At 37.8% G+C, this 14,361-nt stretch carries 14 protein-coding genes; 10 read left to right on the top strand and 4 right to left on the bottom strand.

Translation table 11 applies throughout. From position 1 onward, the window contains the following. The first annotated feature begins 92 nt into the window (after positions 1-92). From ACQ2HF_RS14410 to mazG, 8 genes are all read left to right on the top strand, one after another. Positions 93-773, top strand: coding sequence for a metal-dependent hydrolase (locus ACQ2HF_RS14410; RefSeq protein ID WP_432411120.1), 681 nt, complete (start codon positions 93-95; stop codon positions 771-773). Between the two features lie 55 nt (positions 774-828). Beyond that, positions 829-1,878 (top strand): o-succinylbenzoate synthase, encoded by a 1,050-nt coding sequence (locus tag ACQ2HF_RS14405; RefSeq protein ID WP_432411119.1) that lies wholly within the window; start codon positions 829-831, stop codon positions 1,876-1,878. Positions 1,879-1,949: 71 nt separating this feature from the next. Beyond that, positions 1,950-2,906, top strand: coding sequence for a CPBP family intramembrane glutamic endopeptidase (locus tag ACQ2HF_RS14400; protein WP_432411118.1), 957 nt, complete (start codon positions 1,950-1,952; stop codon positions 2,904-2,906). Positions 2,907-2,912: 6 nt separating this feature from the next. Next, positions 2,913-3,989, top strand: coding sequence for an AMP-binding protein (locus ACQ2HF_RS14395; protein WP_432411117.1), 1,077 nt, complete (start codon positions 2,913-2,915; stop codon positions 3,987-3,989). A gap of 130 nt (positions 3,990-4,119) precedes the next feature. Beyond that, on the top strand, positions 4,120-4,530 hold the full coding sequence (ruvX, locus tag ACQ2HF_RS14390; protein WP_432411116.1) for a Holliday junction resolvase RuvX: 411 nt from the start codon (positions 4,120-4,122) through the stop codon (positions 4,528-4,530). Positions 4,531-4,649: 119 nt separating this feature from the next. Next, the gene (def, locus tag ACQ2HF_RS14385) at positions 4,650-5,240 is read left to right on the top strand and encodes a peptide deformylase (protein ID WP_432411115.1); all 591 of its coding nucleotides are present in this window, start codon (positions 4,650-4,652) and stop codon (positions 5,238-5,240) included. A 124-nt stretch (positions 5,241-5,364) separates the two neighbouring features. Further along, a complete protein-coding gene (locus tag ACQ2HF_RS14380) occupies positions 5,365-5,793 on the top strand; it encodes a DUF5606 family protein (RefSeq protein ID WP_432411114.1) in 429 nt (142 codons plus the stop codon). Positions 5,794-5,870: 77 nt separating this feature from the next. Continuing rightward, a complete protein-coding gene (gene mazG, locus ACQ2HF_RS14375; RefSeq protein ID WP_432411113.1) occupies positions 5,871-6,650 on the top strand; it encodes a nucleoside triphosphate pyrophosphohydrolase in 780 nt (259 codons plus the stop codon). A 1-nt stretch (position 6,651) separates the two neighbouring features. Here the strand turns inward: mazG and ACQ2HF_RS14370 are convergent, their stop codons facing one another. Next, the gene (locus tag ACQ2HF_RS14370; RefSeq protein ID WP_432411112.1) at positions 6,652-8,274 is read right to left on the bottom strand and encodes a M1 family metallopeptidase; all 1,623 of its coding nucleotides are present in this window, start codon (positions 8,272-8,274) and stop codon (positions 6,652-6,654) included. A gap of 187 nt (positions 8,275-8,461) precedes the next feature. On the opposite strand from ACQ2HF_RS14370, the gene ACQ2HF_RS14365 reads away from it, so the two are divergent. Continuing rightward, positions 8,462-9,103, top strand: coding sequence for a protein-L-isoaspartate(D-aspartate) O-methyltransferase (locus tag ACQ2HF_RS14365; protein WP_432411111.1), 642 nt, complete (start codon positions 8,462-8,464; stop codon positions 9,101-9,103). Between the two features lie 60 nt (positions 9,104-9,163). Here the strand turns inward: ACQ2HF_RS14365 and ACQ2HF_RS14360 are convergent, their stop codons facing one another. The 3 genes from ACQ2HF_RS14360 to ACQ2HF_RS14350 form a co-directional block, all read right to left on the bottom strand. Continuing rightward, entirely contained in the window at positions 9,164-11,641 is a 2,478-nt protein-coding gene (locus tag ACQ2HF_RS14360) for a DUF5686 and carboxypeptidase regulatory-like domain-containing protein (protein ID WP_432411110.1), read from the bottom strand. A 71-nt stretch (positions 11,642-11,712) separates the two neighbouring features. Continuing rightward, positions 11,713-12,180 (bottom strand): SsrA-binding protein SmpB, encoded by a 468-nt coding sequence (gene smpB, locus ACQ2HF_RS14355; protein WP_432411109.1) that lies wholly within the window; start codon positions 12,178-12,180, stop codon positions 11,713-11,715. A 179-nt stretch (positions 12,181-12,359) separates the two neighbouring features. Continuing rightward, on the bottom strand, positions 12,360-13,325 hold the full coding sequence (locus ACQ2HF_RS14350) for a peptidoglycan DD-metalloendopeptidase family protein (protein ID WP_432411108.1): 966 nt from the start codon (positions 13,323-13,325) through the stop codon (positions 12,360-12,362). 156 nt (positions 13,326-13,481) lie between these two features. Here ACQ2HF_RS14350 and ACQ2HF_RS14345 point away from each other — a divergent pair, with 156 nt between their 5' ends. After that, positions 13,482-14,228: a DUF6503 family protein gene (locus tag ACQ2HF_RS14345; RefSeq protein ID WP_432411107.1), complete on the top strand. Its 747-nt coding sequence runs from the start codon at positions 13,482-13,484 to the stop codon at positions 14,226-14,228. The last annotated feature ends 133 nt before the right edge of the window (positions 14,229-14,361 follow it).

Raw genomic sequence — 14,361 nt, 5'->3', positions numbered from 1 at the left:
GTTGGGGATTTTGGGGATGCTAATATAGAATTTTTATTTTTTTTAACAGTAAACTATATCCTGAAAGCTACTTTTATGAAAAACAATTTAATATGAAAATTACATTCTACGGTCAAAACTCTCTTACCCTACATATTGGCGGAAAACACATAGTGGTAGATCCTTTTATTACTGGCAATGACCTGTCAAAAAATAAAGTAGATATTATGAATCTTAAAGCAGATTATATCCTACTTACCCATGCCCATCAAGATCATATCTTAGATGCTGAAGCCATCGCAAAAAATACAGGTGCTACTATTGTGAGCAATTATGAGATTGCCAACCATTACGAAGCAAAAGGAGTTGAAGTGCATCCTATGAACCACGGCGGCACATGGAATTTCGATTTTGGAAAAGTAAAATATGTAAATGCCATTCATACCAGTTCTTTTCCAGATGGTAGTTATGGCGGCCAACCTGGTGGTTTTGTAATAGAAGGAGAGCACAAAAATATTTACATAGCTGGTGATACAGCATTAACGATGGATATGAAACTTATTCCATTGCATACAAAATTAGACCTCGCTATACTGCCCATAGGCGATAATTTTACGATGGGTGTGGAGGACGCTATTATTGCCTGCGATTTTATAGAATGCGATAAAGTGCTAGGCGTACATTATGATACCTTTGGCTATATTGAAATTGACCATGACGAAGCGAAAAGGAAATTCTACGAAGCAGGAAAAGATCTTATGTTGTTGGATATTGGTGAAAGTATTGAATTATAAAGAATCTAATCCCTTCTTTAGGAGATTTGGTAGCTAAAGCCTTATTTTTACTGTAATGAAAGCTACCTTCAAAAAATATATTCTCAACTTTAAAAATCCTGCAGGAACATCGCGTGGGGTACTAAAAACGAAAGAAACCTGGTTTATAAAAATAGAAAAAGATGGAAATTGGGGCATAGGAGAATGTGGTATGTTTCGCGGACTGAGCATAGATGACAGACCAGATTTTGAAGAAAAATTACAATGGGTTTGTACTCATATTCAGTTAGGTGAAAAAACTTTACTAAAAGAGGTAATCGAATTTCCCGCGTTGCAGATTGGGATAGAAACTGCTTTTAAGTCGTTGCAGGGAGAAGATGCTTTTGAGATTTTTACTTCGGAATTTTCACACGGAAATAAGACAATTCCTATTAATGGGTTAGTTTGGATGGGAGACACCGCTTTTATGAAAGAGCAAATTTCAGAAAAACTAAAAAGTGGTTTCAGTTGTATTAAAATGAAAATTGGTGCCATAGACTTTCAAACTGAAATTTCTCTATTAAAAAGTATTCGCAAAGAATTTTTACCATCAGAAATTGAATTACGAGTGGATGCGAATGGTGCTTTTTCGCCTTCCGAAGCTTTAGAAAAACTAAAAATTCTTTCAGAAATCCAACTCCATTCCATAGAGCAACCCATTAAACCAGGTCAAATTCAAGAAATGGCGCGTCTCTGTGAAGCAACACCTTTGCCTATAGCACTAGATGAAGAGTTAATTGGAGTATTTCCTTCCGAAGAAAAAAAGAAATTACTAAAAACGATACAACCTCACTATATTATTTTAAAACCAACCTTAGTAGGTGGATTTGAAGGTAGTGATGCGTGGATAGATCTTGCAGCGTCTATGAAAATTGGCTGGTGGATTACTTCAGCTTTAGAGAGTAATATTGGGTTAAATGCTATCGCACAATACACGGCGACAAAAAATAGTAATTTACCCCAAGGACTTGGAACAGGCAGTTTATTTACCAATAATATTGCAGCACCCTTGCAGGTTATCGATGGAACGCTTCGTTACAACAAAAATAAAAACTGGGACACTGCCCATCTAAAAGAACTTTTGTAAATTCCCAACCGATAGCAAAATGGAGAACAAAAATTTCCCTCATACCTAATCCCTAAAACCTCATACCTATAATGTACATAAAACAAGCATTTAATTATTTACACGATTGGTGGCGTTACGTCGTTGGAGTTATCATCATTTTTATTGCCTCACAAATTGGTACCATTCCTTTTGTATTGGCTGCTTTTTTTAAAGTACTGGCAGACGGTGGGAACTTAAACGATCTGCAAGACCAGAATACCCTAATGACTATTTTGGATTCTAATCTAACATTGTTCTTAATGTTGCTTGGTTTTGCAGTTGGGTTAGTAGGAGTTTATCTGGTAGTTAAATACCTGCACAAACAACCTTTTAGAACCGTTACTACCTCACGTAAAAAGACAGATTGGGGTCGTTTTTGGTTTGGTTTTGGCTTGATTTCTATCGTAACAGTCGTGTTAACTGTACTAGATTATTATGGTAATCCAGACGATTATGTTTTGCAATTTGAAGCGATTCCCTTTATCATTTTAGCGATAATAGCCATCATTTTTATACCGCTGCAAACGAGTTTTGAAGAGTACCTTTTTAGAGGGTATATCATGCAGGGATTGGGAGTTATTTTTAAAAATAGATGGTTACCATTACTTGTAACATCGGTTGTATTTGGTGGGTTGCATTTCTTTAATCCTGAAGTGACCAAACTAGGTCCTATTATTATGGTGTATTATATTGGAACAGGATTTTTACTGGGAATTATGACCTTAATGGACGAGGGAATGGAGTTAGCCTTAGGTTTTCACGCAGGAAATAATTTAGTAGGTGTCTTATTGGTGACGGCAGATTGGACCGTATTTCAGACCAATTCGATTTTAAAAGATGTTTCTGAACCTTCGGCAGGGTTTGATATTTTATTGCCAGTGGTCATCATGTACCCTATCTTTTTAGGAATTATGGCCTGGCGTTATAAATGGACAGGCTGGGGTGAAAAACTCTTCGGAAAAGTATCGGCACCTCCAGAAGAACCCACAGAAATTGAAATACCCTAACGCATTTTGAAACCAACCTCACTCACACTTCATCCTGCTTTTAAGCTTAACGGCCTCGATTTTTCTTCGCCCGAAGAAGTGTTGAACTTTACCGACGACCTTTTAAATGATGGAGACGAACAAGAAGTAAGCGTAGCCCAGTTTATTGAAAAATGGCTGGATTTTACAGAAGAAGTAATCGTAAAAACTTCGGGTTCTACAGGAAAACCAAAGAAAATAAAGCTCACCAAACAGCAAATGGTGAACAGTGCTAAGGCTACCGGAGCCTACTTTAAAACAGGAAGTGGTACCAAAGCATTGCTCTGTATCCCGGCCAATTATATTGCAGGGAAAATGATGGTGGTACGGGCCATGGTGTTAGGCTGGGATTTGCACGTTGTACAGCCTACAAAAGATGCTTTAGTGGAGTATGATAACGATTACGATTTTGTGGCAATGGTTCCGTATCAGGTGGCACATTCCTTGGAAGCATTGTCTAAGGTGAAAAAAGTTTTAATTGGAGGGGGAGCGATTTCAGCAACTTTGGAAGCGCAATTGCAAGACATACATGTAGAAGCATTCGCGACGTATGGAATGACCGAAACCATTACCCATGTGGCCGTAAGACGAATAAATGGCTTCGCAAAAAGCGAATCCTACAGTGCCTTGCCAGATGTAAAGTTTTCGCAGGATGACCGCGGATGCTTGATAATTCACGCCCCCAAAGTTTCAGAAGAAATCGTGGTAACTAATGATCTTGTAGAATTAAAATCACCCTCATCCTTTATCTGGCAAGGTAGATGGGATAATGTCATTAACAGCGGCGGGGTAAAACTATTCCCTGAAAGTATTGAAGCAAAACTTTCAGATACAATTGAACTTCCGTTTATTATTGCTTCAGAAAAAGACGAACAATTTGGAGAGCGTGTTATCCTTATTTATGAAGGAAAAGATAGCGACATGCCAGATTTTAAAAAAGCTTTCGAGGTCTTAGAAACCTACGAGCGGCCCAAAAAAGTATATCGCCTTTCCCGTTTTGTCTACACCGAAACTGGTAAAATTAAAAGGAGAGATGTCTTGCAGGTGCTTCAAAAGTATAAATAAAGTAGGTGTAGGGTGCATTTGTATTTAAATTCCACGCAACACTCACACTAATGTCTTTTCTCTTTCATCTTACAGCGCAGTGGTCTTTTCTCTTTATTTATAAATAAAACCCCTATTTTTGCACTTTAGTATGGCACGCATCTTAGCAATAGATTTTGGGACTAAACGAACAGGAATCGCTGTAACCGATGAGTTACAGATGATTGCTTCGGGTTTGACTACTGTGGCAACTGGCACCCTAATTAGTTTCTTAAAAGAATATTTTAATAACGAAAAAGTGGAGTTGGTTTTGGTTGGACAACCGTTACAAAAAGACGGGACTCCAAGTGATGTTGAAACTGAAATCAAAAAATTCTTGGAAATTTTCACCAAAGAATTTTCAGAATTGCCAGTAAAACGTATCGACGAACGCTATACAAGTAAAATGGCATTTCAAACTATGATAGATAGCGGCTTAAAAAAGAAACAACGAAGAAATAAAGCACTGCTGGACGAAATTTCAGCTACTATTATTCTTCAAGAATATCTTTACAATACGTAAGCTTTAAGGAATATGCTTGCTTTACATAGCGCAACCTTAAATTTTTATAACTAAAATGACTTAAATAGAGGCGAACCATCATAAAATTTGCCTTATATATTAAACCTTATACCTTTTAAATGATTTTACCAATTGTAGCCTACGGCGATCCGGTTTTACGAAAAAAAGCAACTGCTATTAGCGAAGACTATCCTAAATTGGATGCACTTATTGAAAATATGTTCGAAACGATGTATGGAGCACGTGGCATTGGCTTGGCTGCACCACAGGTGGGACTGGCAATCCGTTTGTTTATAGTAGATGCATCGCCTTTCGGGGATGACGAAGAGCTAACTGAAGAAGAGCGTACCCTATGTGCCGACTTTAAAAAAGTGTTTATCAACGCAAAGATTGTGGAGGAAGAGGGCGACGAGTGGGTTTTTAATGAAGGCTGTTTGAGTATCCCAAATATTAATGAAGACGTTTTCAGAAAACCAAAAATTACGATTGAGTACCAGGATGAAAATTTAGAGAAGCAAACCCATACCTATGACGGGATGGTGGCACGAATCATTCAGCATGAGTATGATCATATTGAAGGTGTTTTGTTTACCGATAAACTTTCAGTACTAAAAAAACGTTTATTAAAAACCAAGCTATCAAATATTTCCAAAGGGAAAACAGAAGCTTCGTATAGAATGAAATTTCCCCTGGCCAAAAAGAAACGTTAAACAATCAAAAATTTTGAGTTCTGAATTCTGAATTCAGAATTGAACAAGTATATTTGCACCTTCGTTTTCTGGAACACATCTAATTTATAAACGAAGAAAATAAACATTTGAAGTACTATCATTTATGAGTTTAGAAAAAATCCTTTCCATTTCTGGTAAACCAGGACTATATCAATTAAAAACACAAACACGTAATGGCTTTGTAGCCGAATCACTTATTGACGGTAAGAAAATTAGTGTAGGTGCTCGTGATAACGTGAGTTTGTTGAGTGAGATTGCTATTTATACCTTAACTGAAGAGTTACCATTGCGTGAAGTTTTTAAGAAAATTTCAGAAAAAGAAAATGGCGGGCCAACCATTAATCATAAAGTGCCTAAGGTAGAATTAGAAGAATTTTTCTTCGAAGTATTGCCAGATTATGATGAAGATAGAGTGTATCCTAGCGACATTAAAAAAGTGGTGCAATGGTATAATTTGCTTCAAAAAAATGGAGTAACAGATTTTTCTGAAAAAGCTGAAGAAGAAACCGATGCTACATCTGAAGAAGAATAGCAGTTCGTTCATAACCTATTCATAATTTAAAATTCATTTGTTATACTGTAGCAGATGAATTTTTATTTTTACCCAATATGAACTCAAGAAAAGAACAACTCGCCGCCTACGACCGCCTGCTTACCATTATGGATGAGCTCCGTGAACAATGTCCGTGGGATAAAAAGCAAACTATGGAATCGCTCCGGCATTTAACCATAGAGGAAACCTATGAGTTGGGGGATGCCATTCTTGAAAAAGACCTAAACGAAGTTAAAAAAGAGCTGGGGGATGTGTTACTTCACATTGTGTTTTATGCCAAAATAGGAAGTGAAACCAACGATTTTGATATGGCCGATGTAGCCAATGAAATTTGTGATAAACTTATTTCGCGCCATCCACATATTTATGGCGACGTAGAAGTTGCAGACGAAGACGAAGTAAAACGAAATTGGGAAAATTTAAAACTAAAAGAAGGTAAAAGTAGCGTTTTGGAAGGTGTGCCAGCATCCTTACCAGCGTTGGTAAAGGCGAACAGGATTCAGGATAAGGTGGCAGGTGTAGGATTTGACTGGGAAGAACCCCAGCAAGTATTTGAAAAACTGCAAGAAGAGTTAGCCGAACTACAACACGAAATTTCAGAAAACAACAAAGAAAAAATAGAACAGGAATTTGGCGATGTGCTCTTTTCCATGATCAATTATGCCCGTTTTCTAAAAGTAGATCCCGAAAATGCCTTGGAGCGCACCAATAAAAAATTTATCAAACGATTTCAGTATTTAGAAGGCAAAGCAAAAGAGCAGGGGAAAGCGCTTCGGGATATGACGCTAGCCGAAATGGACGGCTATTGGAATGAGGCTAAGAAGTTAAAAGGCTAAGCTATTTCTCTTTTTCAACCCTTACAAAATAATTAGTATTTACAGAAACTTCAGATATAGGACTACCGTGTGAAACAGATTGCCATTGGGTGGTGGGTTTTAATTCATTTTCAGTACCATTTATAAAAACTTCCAAGGGCATATTGAAACCCTCCACAGTAGTCTCATATTTATAGTCAAGAGAGCTTCCATTCATTTTATACACGAACGTAGGAACTTTAGTAGTACGTAGGTATTGTTCCCAAAAAGCAGTGAGTTCCAAACCAGATTTTTTAGCAATGTAGTTCTCAAGTTGTTTGCTGGTAATAGTCTGGTGACGAAATTCAGTATTAAGTCCTGTTAAAATGTCTCTCCATTTTTTATCGTCGTCTATCCAAGTGCGGAGTGTATGCAAAATATTAGCGCCTTTATAATACATATCGCTACTTCCTTCTTGATGGACATTGTACGTTCCAATCAACGGACGGTCGTTTCGGATGCTCCTTCGGGTTCCTATGGTGTATTCAGCTCCTGCTTCTTTTCCGAAATGATAGTCTACATACAAGCCTTCCGAATAAGCCGTAAAACCCTCGTGAATCCACATATCGGCCACATCTACGTGGGTAATATTATTGGCAAACCATTCGTGCCCAGCTTCGTGAATAATAATAAAATCGAATTTCAATCCCCAACCCGTGCCACTTAAATCACGTCCTAAATAGCCATTTTTATACTTATTTCCATAGGTTACACTGCTTTGGTGTTCCATTCCTAAATAGGGCACTTCTACCAGCTTAAAACTGTCTTCATAAAAAGGGTAAGGGCCAAACCAATGCTCGAATGCCTCCATCATCTGGGGCGCTTGTTTAAATTGCTCTTTTGCCTTTTCCAGATTATCACGCAACACCCAATAATCCATATCCAGAAAGCCTTTTAAACCTTCATATTTTTCTTTGAAATTCACGTAATCTCCAATGTTTATATTGATGCCGTAGTTGTTGATGGGATTCACTACGCTCCATTCGTACGTTGAAGTTTCTTTATTGTCACTATTTTTCGTCATTCTTCCATTAGCAACAGCAGTTAGTCCTTTTGGCACAGTAATTTTTACCGTTGCTCCATTATCGGGTTCGTCGTAGGCGTGATCTTTGTTAGGCCACCAAATACTGGCACCAATTCCTTGATTGCTGGTAGCGATAAAATGGTTGGCATTGGTGTCTTTTTTCCAGGACCATCCTCCATCCCAGGGTGCATTTTTGGCTTCCTGGGGTTTTCCTGAAAAGTAAATAGTAATTTGATAATCTTTACTTTTTTTCTGTTTTTGCTGAAGGGTTATAAAATGAGCGGCACCTTCCGAAGTAAATGAAAGCTCCTTCTCATTCTGGACAATTTTATCGATCCTCATAGGTGCCTGCAAATCTATCTGCATTCGCTCCGCTTTGTCTAGTACTTTGTAGGTAATCGTTGTGCTACCCTTAATAAATTTTTCTTCTGTTGAAACCGTTACATCCAAATCATAATACAGCACATCCCACCAAGCACGTTCCGGAGTTATACTCCCACGAAGGGTATCGGCACGCGTAAACTCCTGCGATTGAACAAAACCAAAACTAAAGAGAAAAACAATGAGGAAAAACTGTTTCATAAGAATTATAAACTTTATAATTTCTTTCAGATTCCCTTTAGGGCTAGGGTAAAAATGAAAGAAATTTTATGCTGTAAAATTGATTTGAAAGATACCGAGAATTTAGCAATTGCCAAAGTCATACCAAACACTAAAAATTAAAAAACAGTCCTTGTATGTTGCCGATTAGTTTCCGTAATTTGTGATAATGAAAGATACTTTTATACATCAAGGATTGCGTACAAAGTTGATGAAGACGCTTCAAAAAAAAGGAATTGTAAATTCCGAAGTGTTGGCAGCTATTAATAAAATTCCAAGACACTTGTTTATGGATTCAAGTTTTTTAGCGCATGCCTACGTTGATAAAGCGTTTCCTATAGCGGCAGATCAAACCATATCACAACCCTACACGGTAGCACGGCAAACTGAATTACTCGAAGTATCTAAAGGTGCGACGGTGCTGGAAATTGGTACAGGAAGCGGCTATCAAACTGCTGTATTACTGGAAATGGGCGTACAGGTATATTCTATTGAAAGACAAAATGAACTCTTTAAAATTACAAAACGATTCCTCCCAAAATTAGGTTACCGACCCAAAAAGCTCATTTTTGGTGATGGCTATAAAGGCTTGCCAGAAGCAGCTCCTTACGATGGAATTATTGTAACCGCAGGCGCTCCGTTTGTGCCCAACCCTTTGTTGGCACAATTAAAAGTTGGCGCCAAGCTGGTAATTCCCGTTGGAGATACCGTGCAAATAATGACAGTTTTTACAAGAACTTCACCCACTAATTTTGAAAAAGAAGAGTTTGGAGAATTTCGGTTTGTGCCTTTGTTGGAGGATAAGAATTGATGAACAGATGAACTCGAACTCGAAATTATTTTTTTGTTTTTTGGAATTTTCCGAAAGTTTTTAATCAATAAAATTTAAAAACTTCAGTCCAAAAACGAAAGCTCCATCACTACCACCATTGTAGTAAGACTTCACATAGTCTAGCCGAAGAAACCGAAATTTCCCCCAACCCAAATTATCAATCCCAATAGAAAGCTCCTGATAGGGTTTGTTGCCATCAATACTCAATAGGTGAGCACCAGCAACCAGATTAAAGTTTAACTGGTTAATTCCTGGAATTTTACCCAAAATCCATCCTTTAAAATCGTGCTCCACATGACCTTCAAAATAACTTTGATTGGTGCTTAAATCGTAATACGGAAGCAGGTTGAAAACATTGTTATACGTGCCCGAAGTTCCAACACGTGTCTGGTTCCCATTAAAATGCTGATAATCTACAAAGCTAATATCGTCACCGTTTAAGAAGGTGCCTCCTTTTAAATTATAAACAAACTCACCTTTGTTACCTGTATTAACACGTTGAGAGAGTCGCGCGCTTAGTTGGCTGAAATCATAGCCATCAATAGAACCGCCAAGGCCATTTTCAAAAGTCACAGAAAGAACAGGATACTTCTCGTTGCCCAAATTGTATTTTCCATCGGGATAGCTCATATATTTTTGCCCAAAGGTAATATTTGCCGTAACGGTACTTTTAAAAATGGAATGTTCTACCACGCCAGCATTGGTAAAGTCCTGAGCGTCTAGTGGATTGTTAGATGTATACTCCACATCGTCATTAGGGATGGTTACATAATCTGTATTGTTAAAGAGAGGTTTCCGTTTCTGGTAGCTGAAATTGGTAAACAAACGCAAACCGTTAAACAACTCCTGGCTATAGGTTGCACCCGCAAAAGCGAGGTCGTACACCTTCATATAATTTCGCTCAAAGAATAGGGTAGAGACGCTATTCACTAATTCTGAAATGGGTTGCGCACTATTAAATTGTTGCACGCGACTTCCGCCATATACTCCTAATCGCAAACGATTGGTACGATTAAAATTTCTGGTTACGCTACCTGTAAATCGGAGTCTGTCTTCGGCAATTCCGTAATTGGCATTTAAATTTGCAGAAAACCAATTGGTTCTGTTATCGTCTTTCCAACTAAAATAAGAGAGTCCAGCGCCACCATTCCAACCCTGCACGGTGTTAAAGTTTACTTTAGGAAATGGTCCCTGATAACCTAATTGCCATTTGTCGTAACTGTTCTTATAACTATACCCCGTAAATGGATCTAAAATTTTAAACGTGTTGCTCACTCCATCTATAGAATCTAAATAGGTTTCAGATTTTCGAAGGGTTTGTATGCTATCTTTTTTTATATAGTCGTTTAGCTCTTCATCGGTTAAAGGAACCGGGCGTGTGCCTTTCCAAAACAAACTGTCCTTTTTATTGGCTTCGGCTTCAAAAGAGAGGACTTCATTGGTGAAGGATTTTTTGTTGAAATTCGGTTTAAAATCGTAATTACTGTACACGGCAATAAATTTTCCGTCACCTTTAAACCCAAGGAAACTAAATCCAAAATCTATGGTTTGTGAGAGCTTCACCCAAAAGTCATTTTCGGGGTCGTATTTGAAGTTTTGTTTGAATAATAATTCCGTAACCATAGGAACTTGTATGGCTGCTCCTGTTGTGGTAAGTTCTACGCCATACAATTGCCAGTCGTCTTCAACTATATAAATAAAACCTTCCCAAACCCTGTCTTTTGGTCGTTTGGGTGTAACTTTAATTTTATTGATGAGTTTGGAACCTTCGTAGAACACACCGTCCAGTTTGTAACGATAGTACGAAAATGCACTTTCGGCAATAGGCGAAACGATAGAGGCGTTAATGTCTGTAGTATTTTCATAAAATGAAAAATTTGCATCCTGAGCACTATTAAAACTGAAGCCATTGTCATTCCCGCTCACTTTGCTGGCAATGATTTTTTCTTTGAAATCGTCTGGTTTTTGATAGGAAATCTCGCTTATGGTTTCAGAAAGATAAATAATTCCTGTTCTGGTAGAATCCAGTTGTCCGTCCAGATCTCCAACTTCCTGTCCTAATATTTTTTCAGGTAAGTCTTCTACGCGCCAGAGTCCGCGCGAATAGAAATCTGCTTTGTATTCTGAAATTTTATCCAAGTTAATTTTATGTCTCGCAATGGTTTCACGAATAATTCGATATGCAGGATCTTCAGAAGTGTTTATCACTACTTCGTCAAGACTTACAGATTCTTCAACTAAAGAAATATTCAGAATATGAGGAAAAGAGCTAATGGAAACTTTTTTGGTTACCGTCTTAAATCCTAAAAACTGATACATAATGGTATAATCGCCGGTTTCAGTAACATTAAGCTCGTAATTACCATCGTCATTGGAGGTAGTTCCTACATAGCTTCCTTCCAAATAAATATTTACAAAAGCAAGTGGCTCGCCTTTGGTGTCATTTATTTTACCAACAATTTGAGCTTGTGAAAAAGTAATAGAAAAGAAAAAGAGAAGGAGTAAAATTTTGTTCATACTGTGGGTGGTTTTGTATAGAGACGCTGTTTTTAGAGGAAATGTTGCCTCGAGAACAAAATTTTAACAGTTTAATTGTTGAAGTCTTTTTTAATTCGGCTTAAGTTTCTCTTGCTATCACGGTCTTTTATGGTCTCCCGCTTATCGAATTGTTTTTTACCACGAGCCAGTGAAATTTTTATTTTGGCCAAACCTCGATCGTTGGTAAATAATACTAACGGAACTATAGTTAACCCGCTATTTTTCACCTCTTTTTCGAGTTTTTTAAGCTCGTTTTTATTAAGCAGTAGCTTGCGTTCGCTCTTTGGATTATGGTTAAAATGCGTCGCGTGCGAGTATTCCTGAACCGTCATATTAATAACAAATAATTCGCCTCGTTCATTGAATTCACAAAAACTTTCAGCAATACTTGCTTTTCCTTCGCGGATGGCTTTAATTTCAGTTCCAGCCAAGACAATTCCAGCTGTAAAGGAGTCTAACAGCTCATAGGTAAACTTCGCTTTCTTGTTTTTTATTTTAACGTTTTTCTGAATGCTCATAGGGTAACAAAAGTACGATTTTAGAAGTACGAAGTACGATTGGAATGTTTAAAATTAATTTAAAAATAGATTCATAGCGTTATAATTTTAAGCTCCGTTCTCACTGCATCCAACGAAGAAAGTACGACTTAGAGAAATACACAGAAGGGCAGGGGACGAGGGAACATATCGACAACACGTTAATTTTCTGGCAATGAAACCCTATCATACTTCACAGGGCTATAGTCCGTTTGCAGTGCTCCGTTTACTAGCACTTTTTCAAAATAGCATCTTGCACCCGCAGCTGTCATTACGTTTGGACCGTCTTGAATGTGTAGATGTAAGTGTGCTTCACTGGAGTTACCCGAGTTACCGCAATTGCCCAGATATTGTCCTTTGGTTACTATGTCACCAGCTTTTACAGCCACAGTGCCGTATTCTAAATGGGCATACACAATATATTCATCATTAGCAGTTTTAAGCATCACGCTATTTCCTAAGGGTTGTGCGGGGTTCATAATGGAAGGTCGGTTGTCTTCCACACCTGTGTTTACTTCGTACACTTCAGCATCGCAAACGGCGAACAAAGGTTGTCCGAATGCGTAATAATCTTCGTTTCTTGTTCCGCTGCGTTGGTAGGAACTATTGTTTTTGCCAAGCTTTACGAAATCAAATGCACCTTGTTGTACTTTAACGGTCACGTGATAATTTTGCGCTTTTTTGGTGCCACCCCAATAGGTCATCCATTCGCCAGTAAAAGGTAGTCGGAGTTGTGTTGTATTTCGTTCAAACTTGGCAGGTTCGTTGTTTTCAACTGGTTTAAAGAGTAAGCCAGCGATTTTAGTATCTTCATCTACATAGATGCCAATGTTTTGTTGACCATTTTCGAAATTTCCTAAAAAGGTATCTCTCCCTCCTTGACTTTCCATAAAAATAAAAGAGGTAAAATTTCCGAAGTTTTTCTGAAAGGTACTTAGTAACTGATGCATTGCTGCGGCACTTACTTGCTGCTGAAAGCGCTCACTCAACATGTCGTGGACGGCAGCGTTATTGCCAGCGTTGTAATGATCCTGAAGCTTGGTGAGTGCCAGTACGTTTTTTTCGTTTTGCGAATACACAAACGTAGTCGTGAAGCTTAAAAGTAATAAAACAATAAAATTTTTCATTATGGATTTCTTCTGAAAGGTTTGCCAAATATTAGTGAGCTACTTTGTACATTTGTTACAAATACAACGTAGGTAATGCCCTTAATGTTTTATAACAAATAGGGAGATGAATTAATTGGGCATTCCATCTTTCACTTTATTAAATATTTACTGCAGATGAAAACTATTTCCATTTTAGCAATACTAGTGCTTTTTTTAAGTTGTGAAGAAAAACCATCGCTAACTGCCAATACCATTATAGACAAAGCGATTGAAGCTTCTTGTCAAGGCAATTGCGACCATGCTGAACTAAATTTCGTTTTCAGAAAAGTGAAGTACAAAAGTATTCGGGAAGGTGAAAAATACATATTTGAAAGAAACTTTATAGACTCCACAGGGAATGTACGAGATGTGTTATCCAATGACGGTTTTAAGCGTTATCGTAACGATTCGCTACAAATAGTTGCAGATACCACCGCTCACAAATATGCTGAAAGCGTCAACTCGGTTCATTATTTTGCACAACTACCATATGGGTTGAATGCTCCTGCGGCGAAGAAAGAACTGTTGGGTGAAGCAACAATTAAAGACAAAAACTATTATGAAATAGGAGTGACCTTCAGTGAAGAAGGTGGTGGAACCGATTTTGAAGATAAGTTCGTGTATTGGGTAGATAAAGAGACTTTTCAATTAGATTATCTTGCCTATAGTTATGCCGTGAATGGAGGTGGTGTACGATTCAGAGAGGCGTATAACCCAAGGGTAGTTGAAGGAATCCGCTTTGTAGATTATAACAATTATAAGCCAGCAAGTCTCGAAATTCCGTTAACCGACTTAGATTCACTATTTCAGAAAAACGAATTGGAATTACTTTCCAAAATTGAAACTGAGAATGTGGAGGTAACTTTGTTGAAGGATAATTAAACTGAATTTTTTTTCACAAACCACAAACCACAAACCACAAACCACAAACCACAAACCACAAACCACAAACCAACTAAACAATTAACCTCGTCGCTCGTACCTTGTACTTCTAAATTAAGTATTGCATACTCTT

The organism is Rasiella sp. SM2506 (genome assembly GCF_050859505.1).
Taxonomy (GTDB): domain Bacteria; phylum Bacteroidota; class Bacteroidia; order Flavobacteriales; family Flavobacteriaceae; genus Marinirhabdus.
This window is presented reverse-complemented; position numbering and strand designations above follow the sequence as displayed.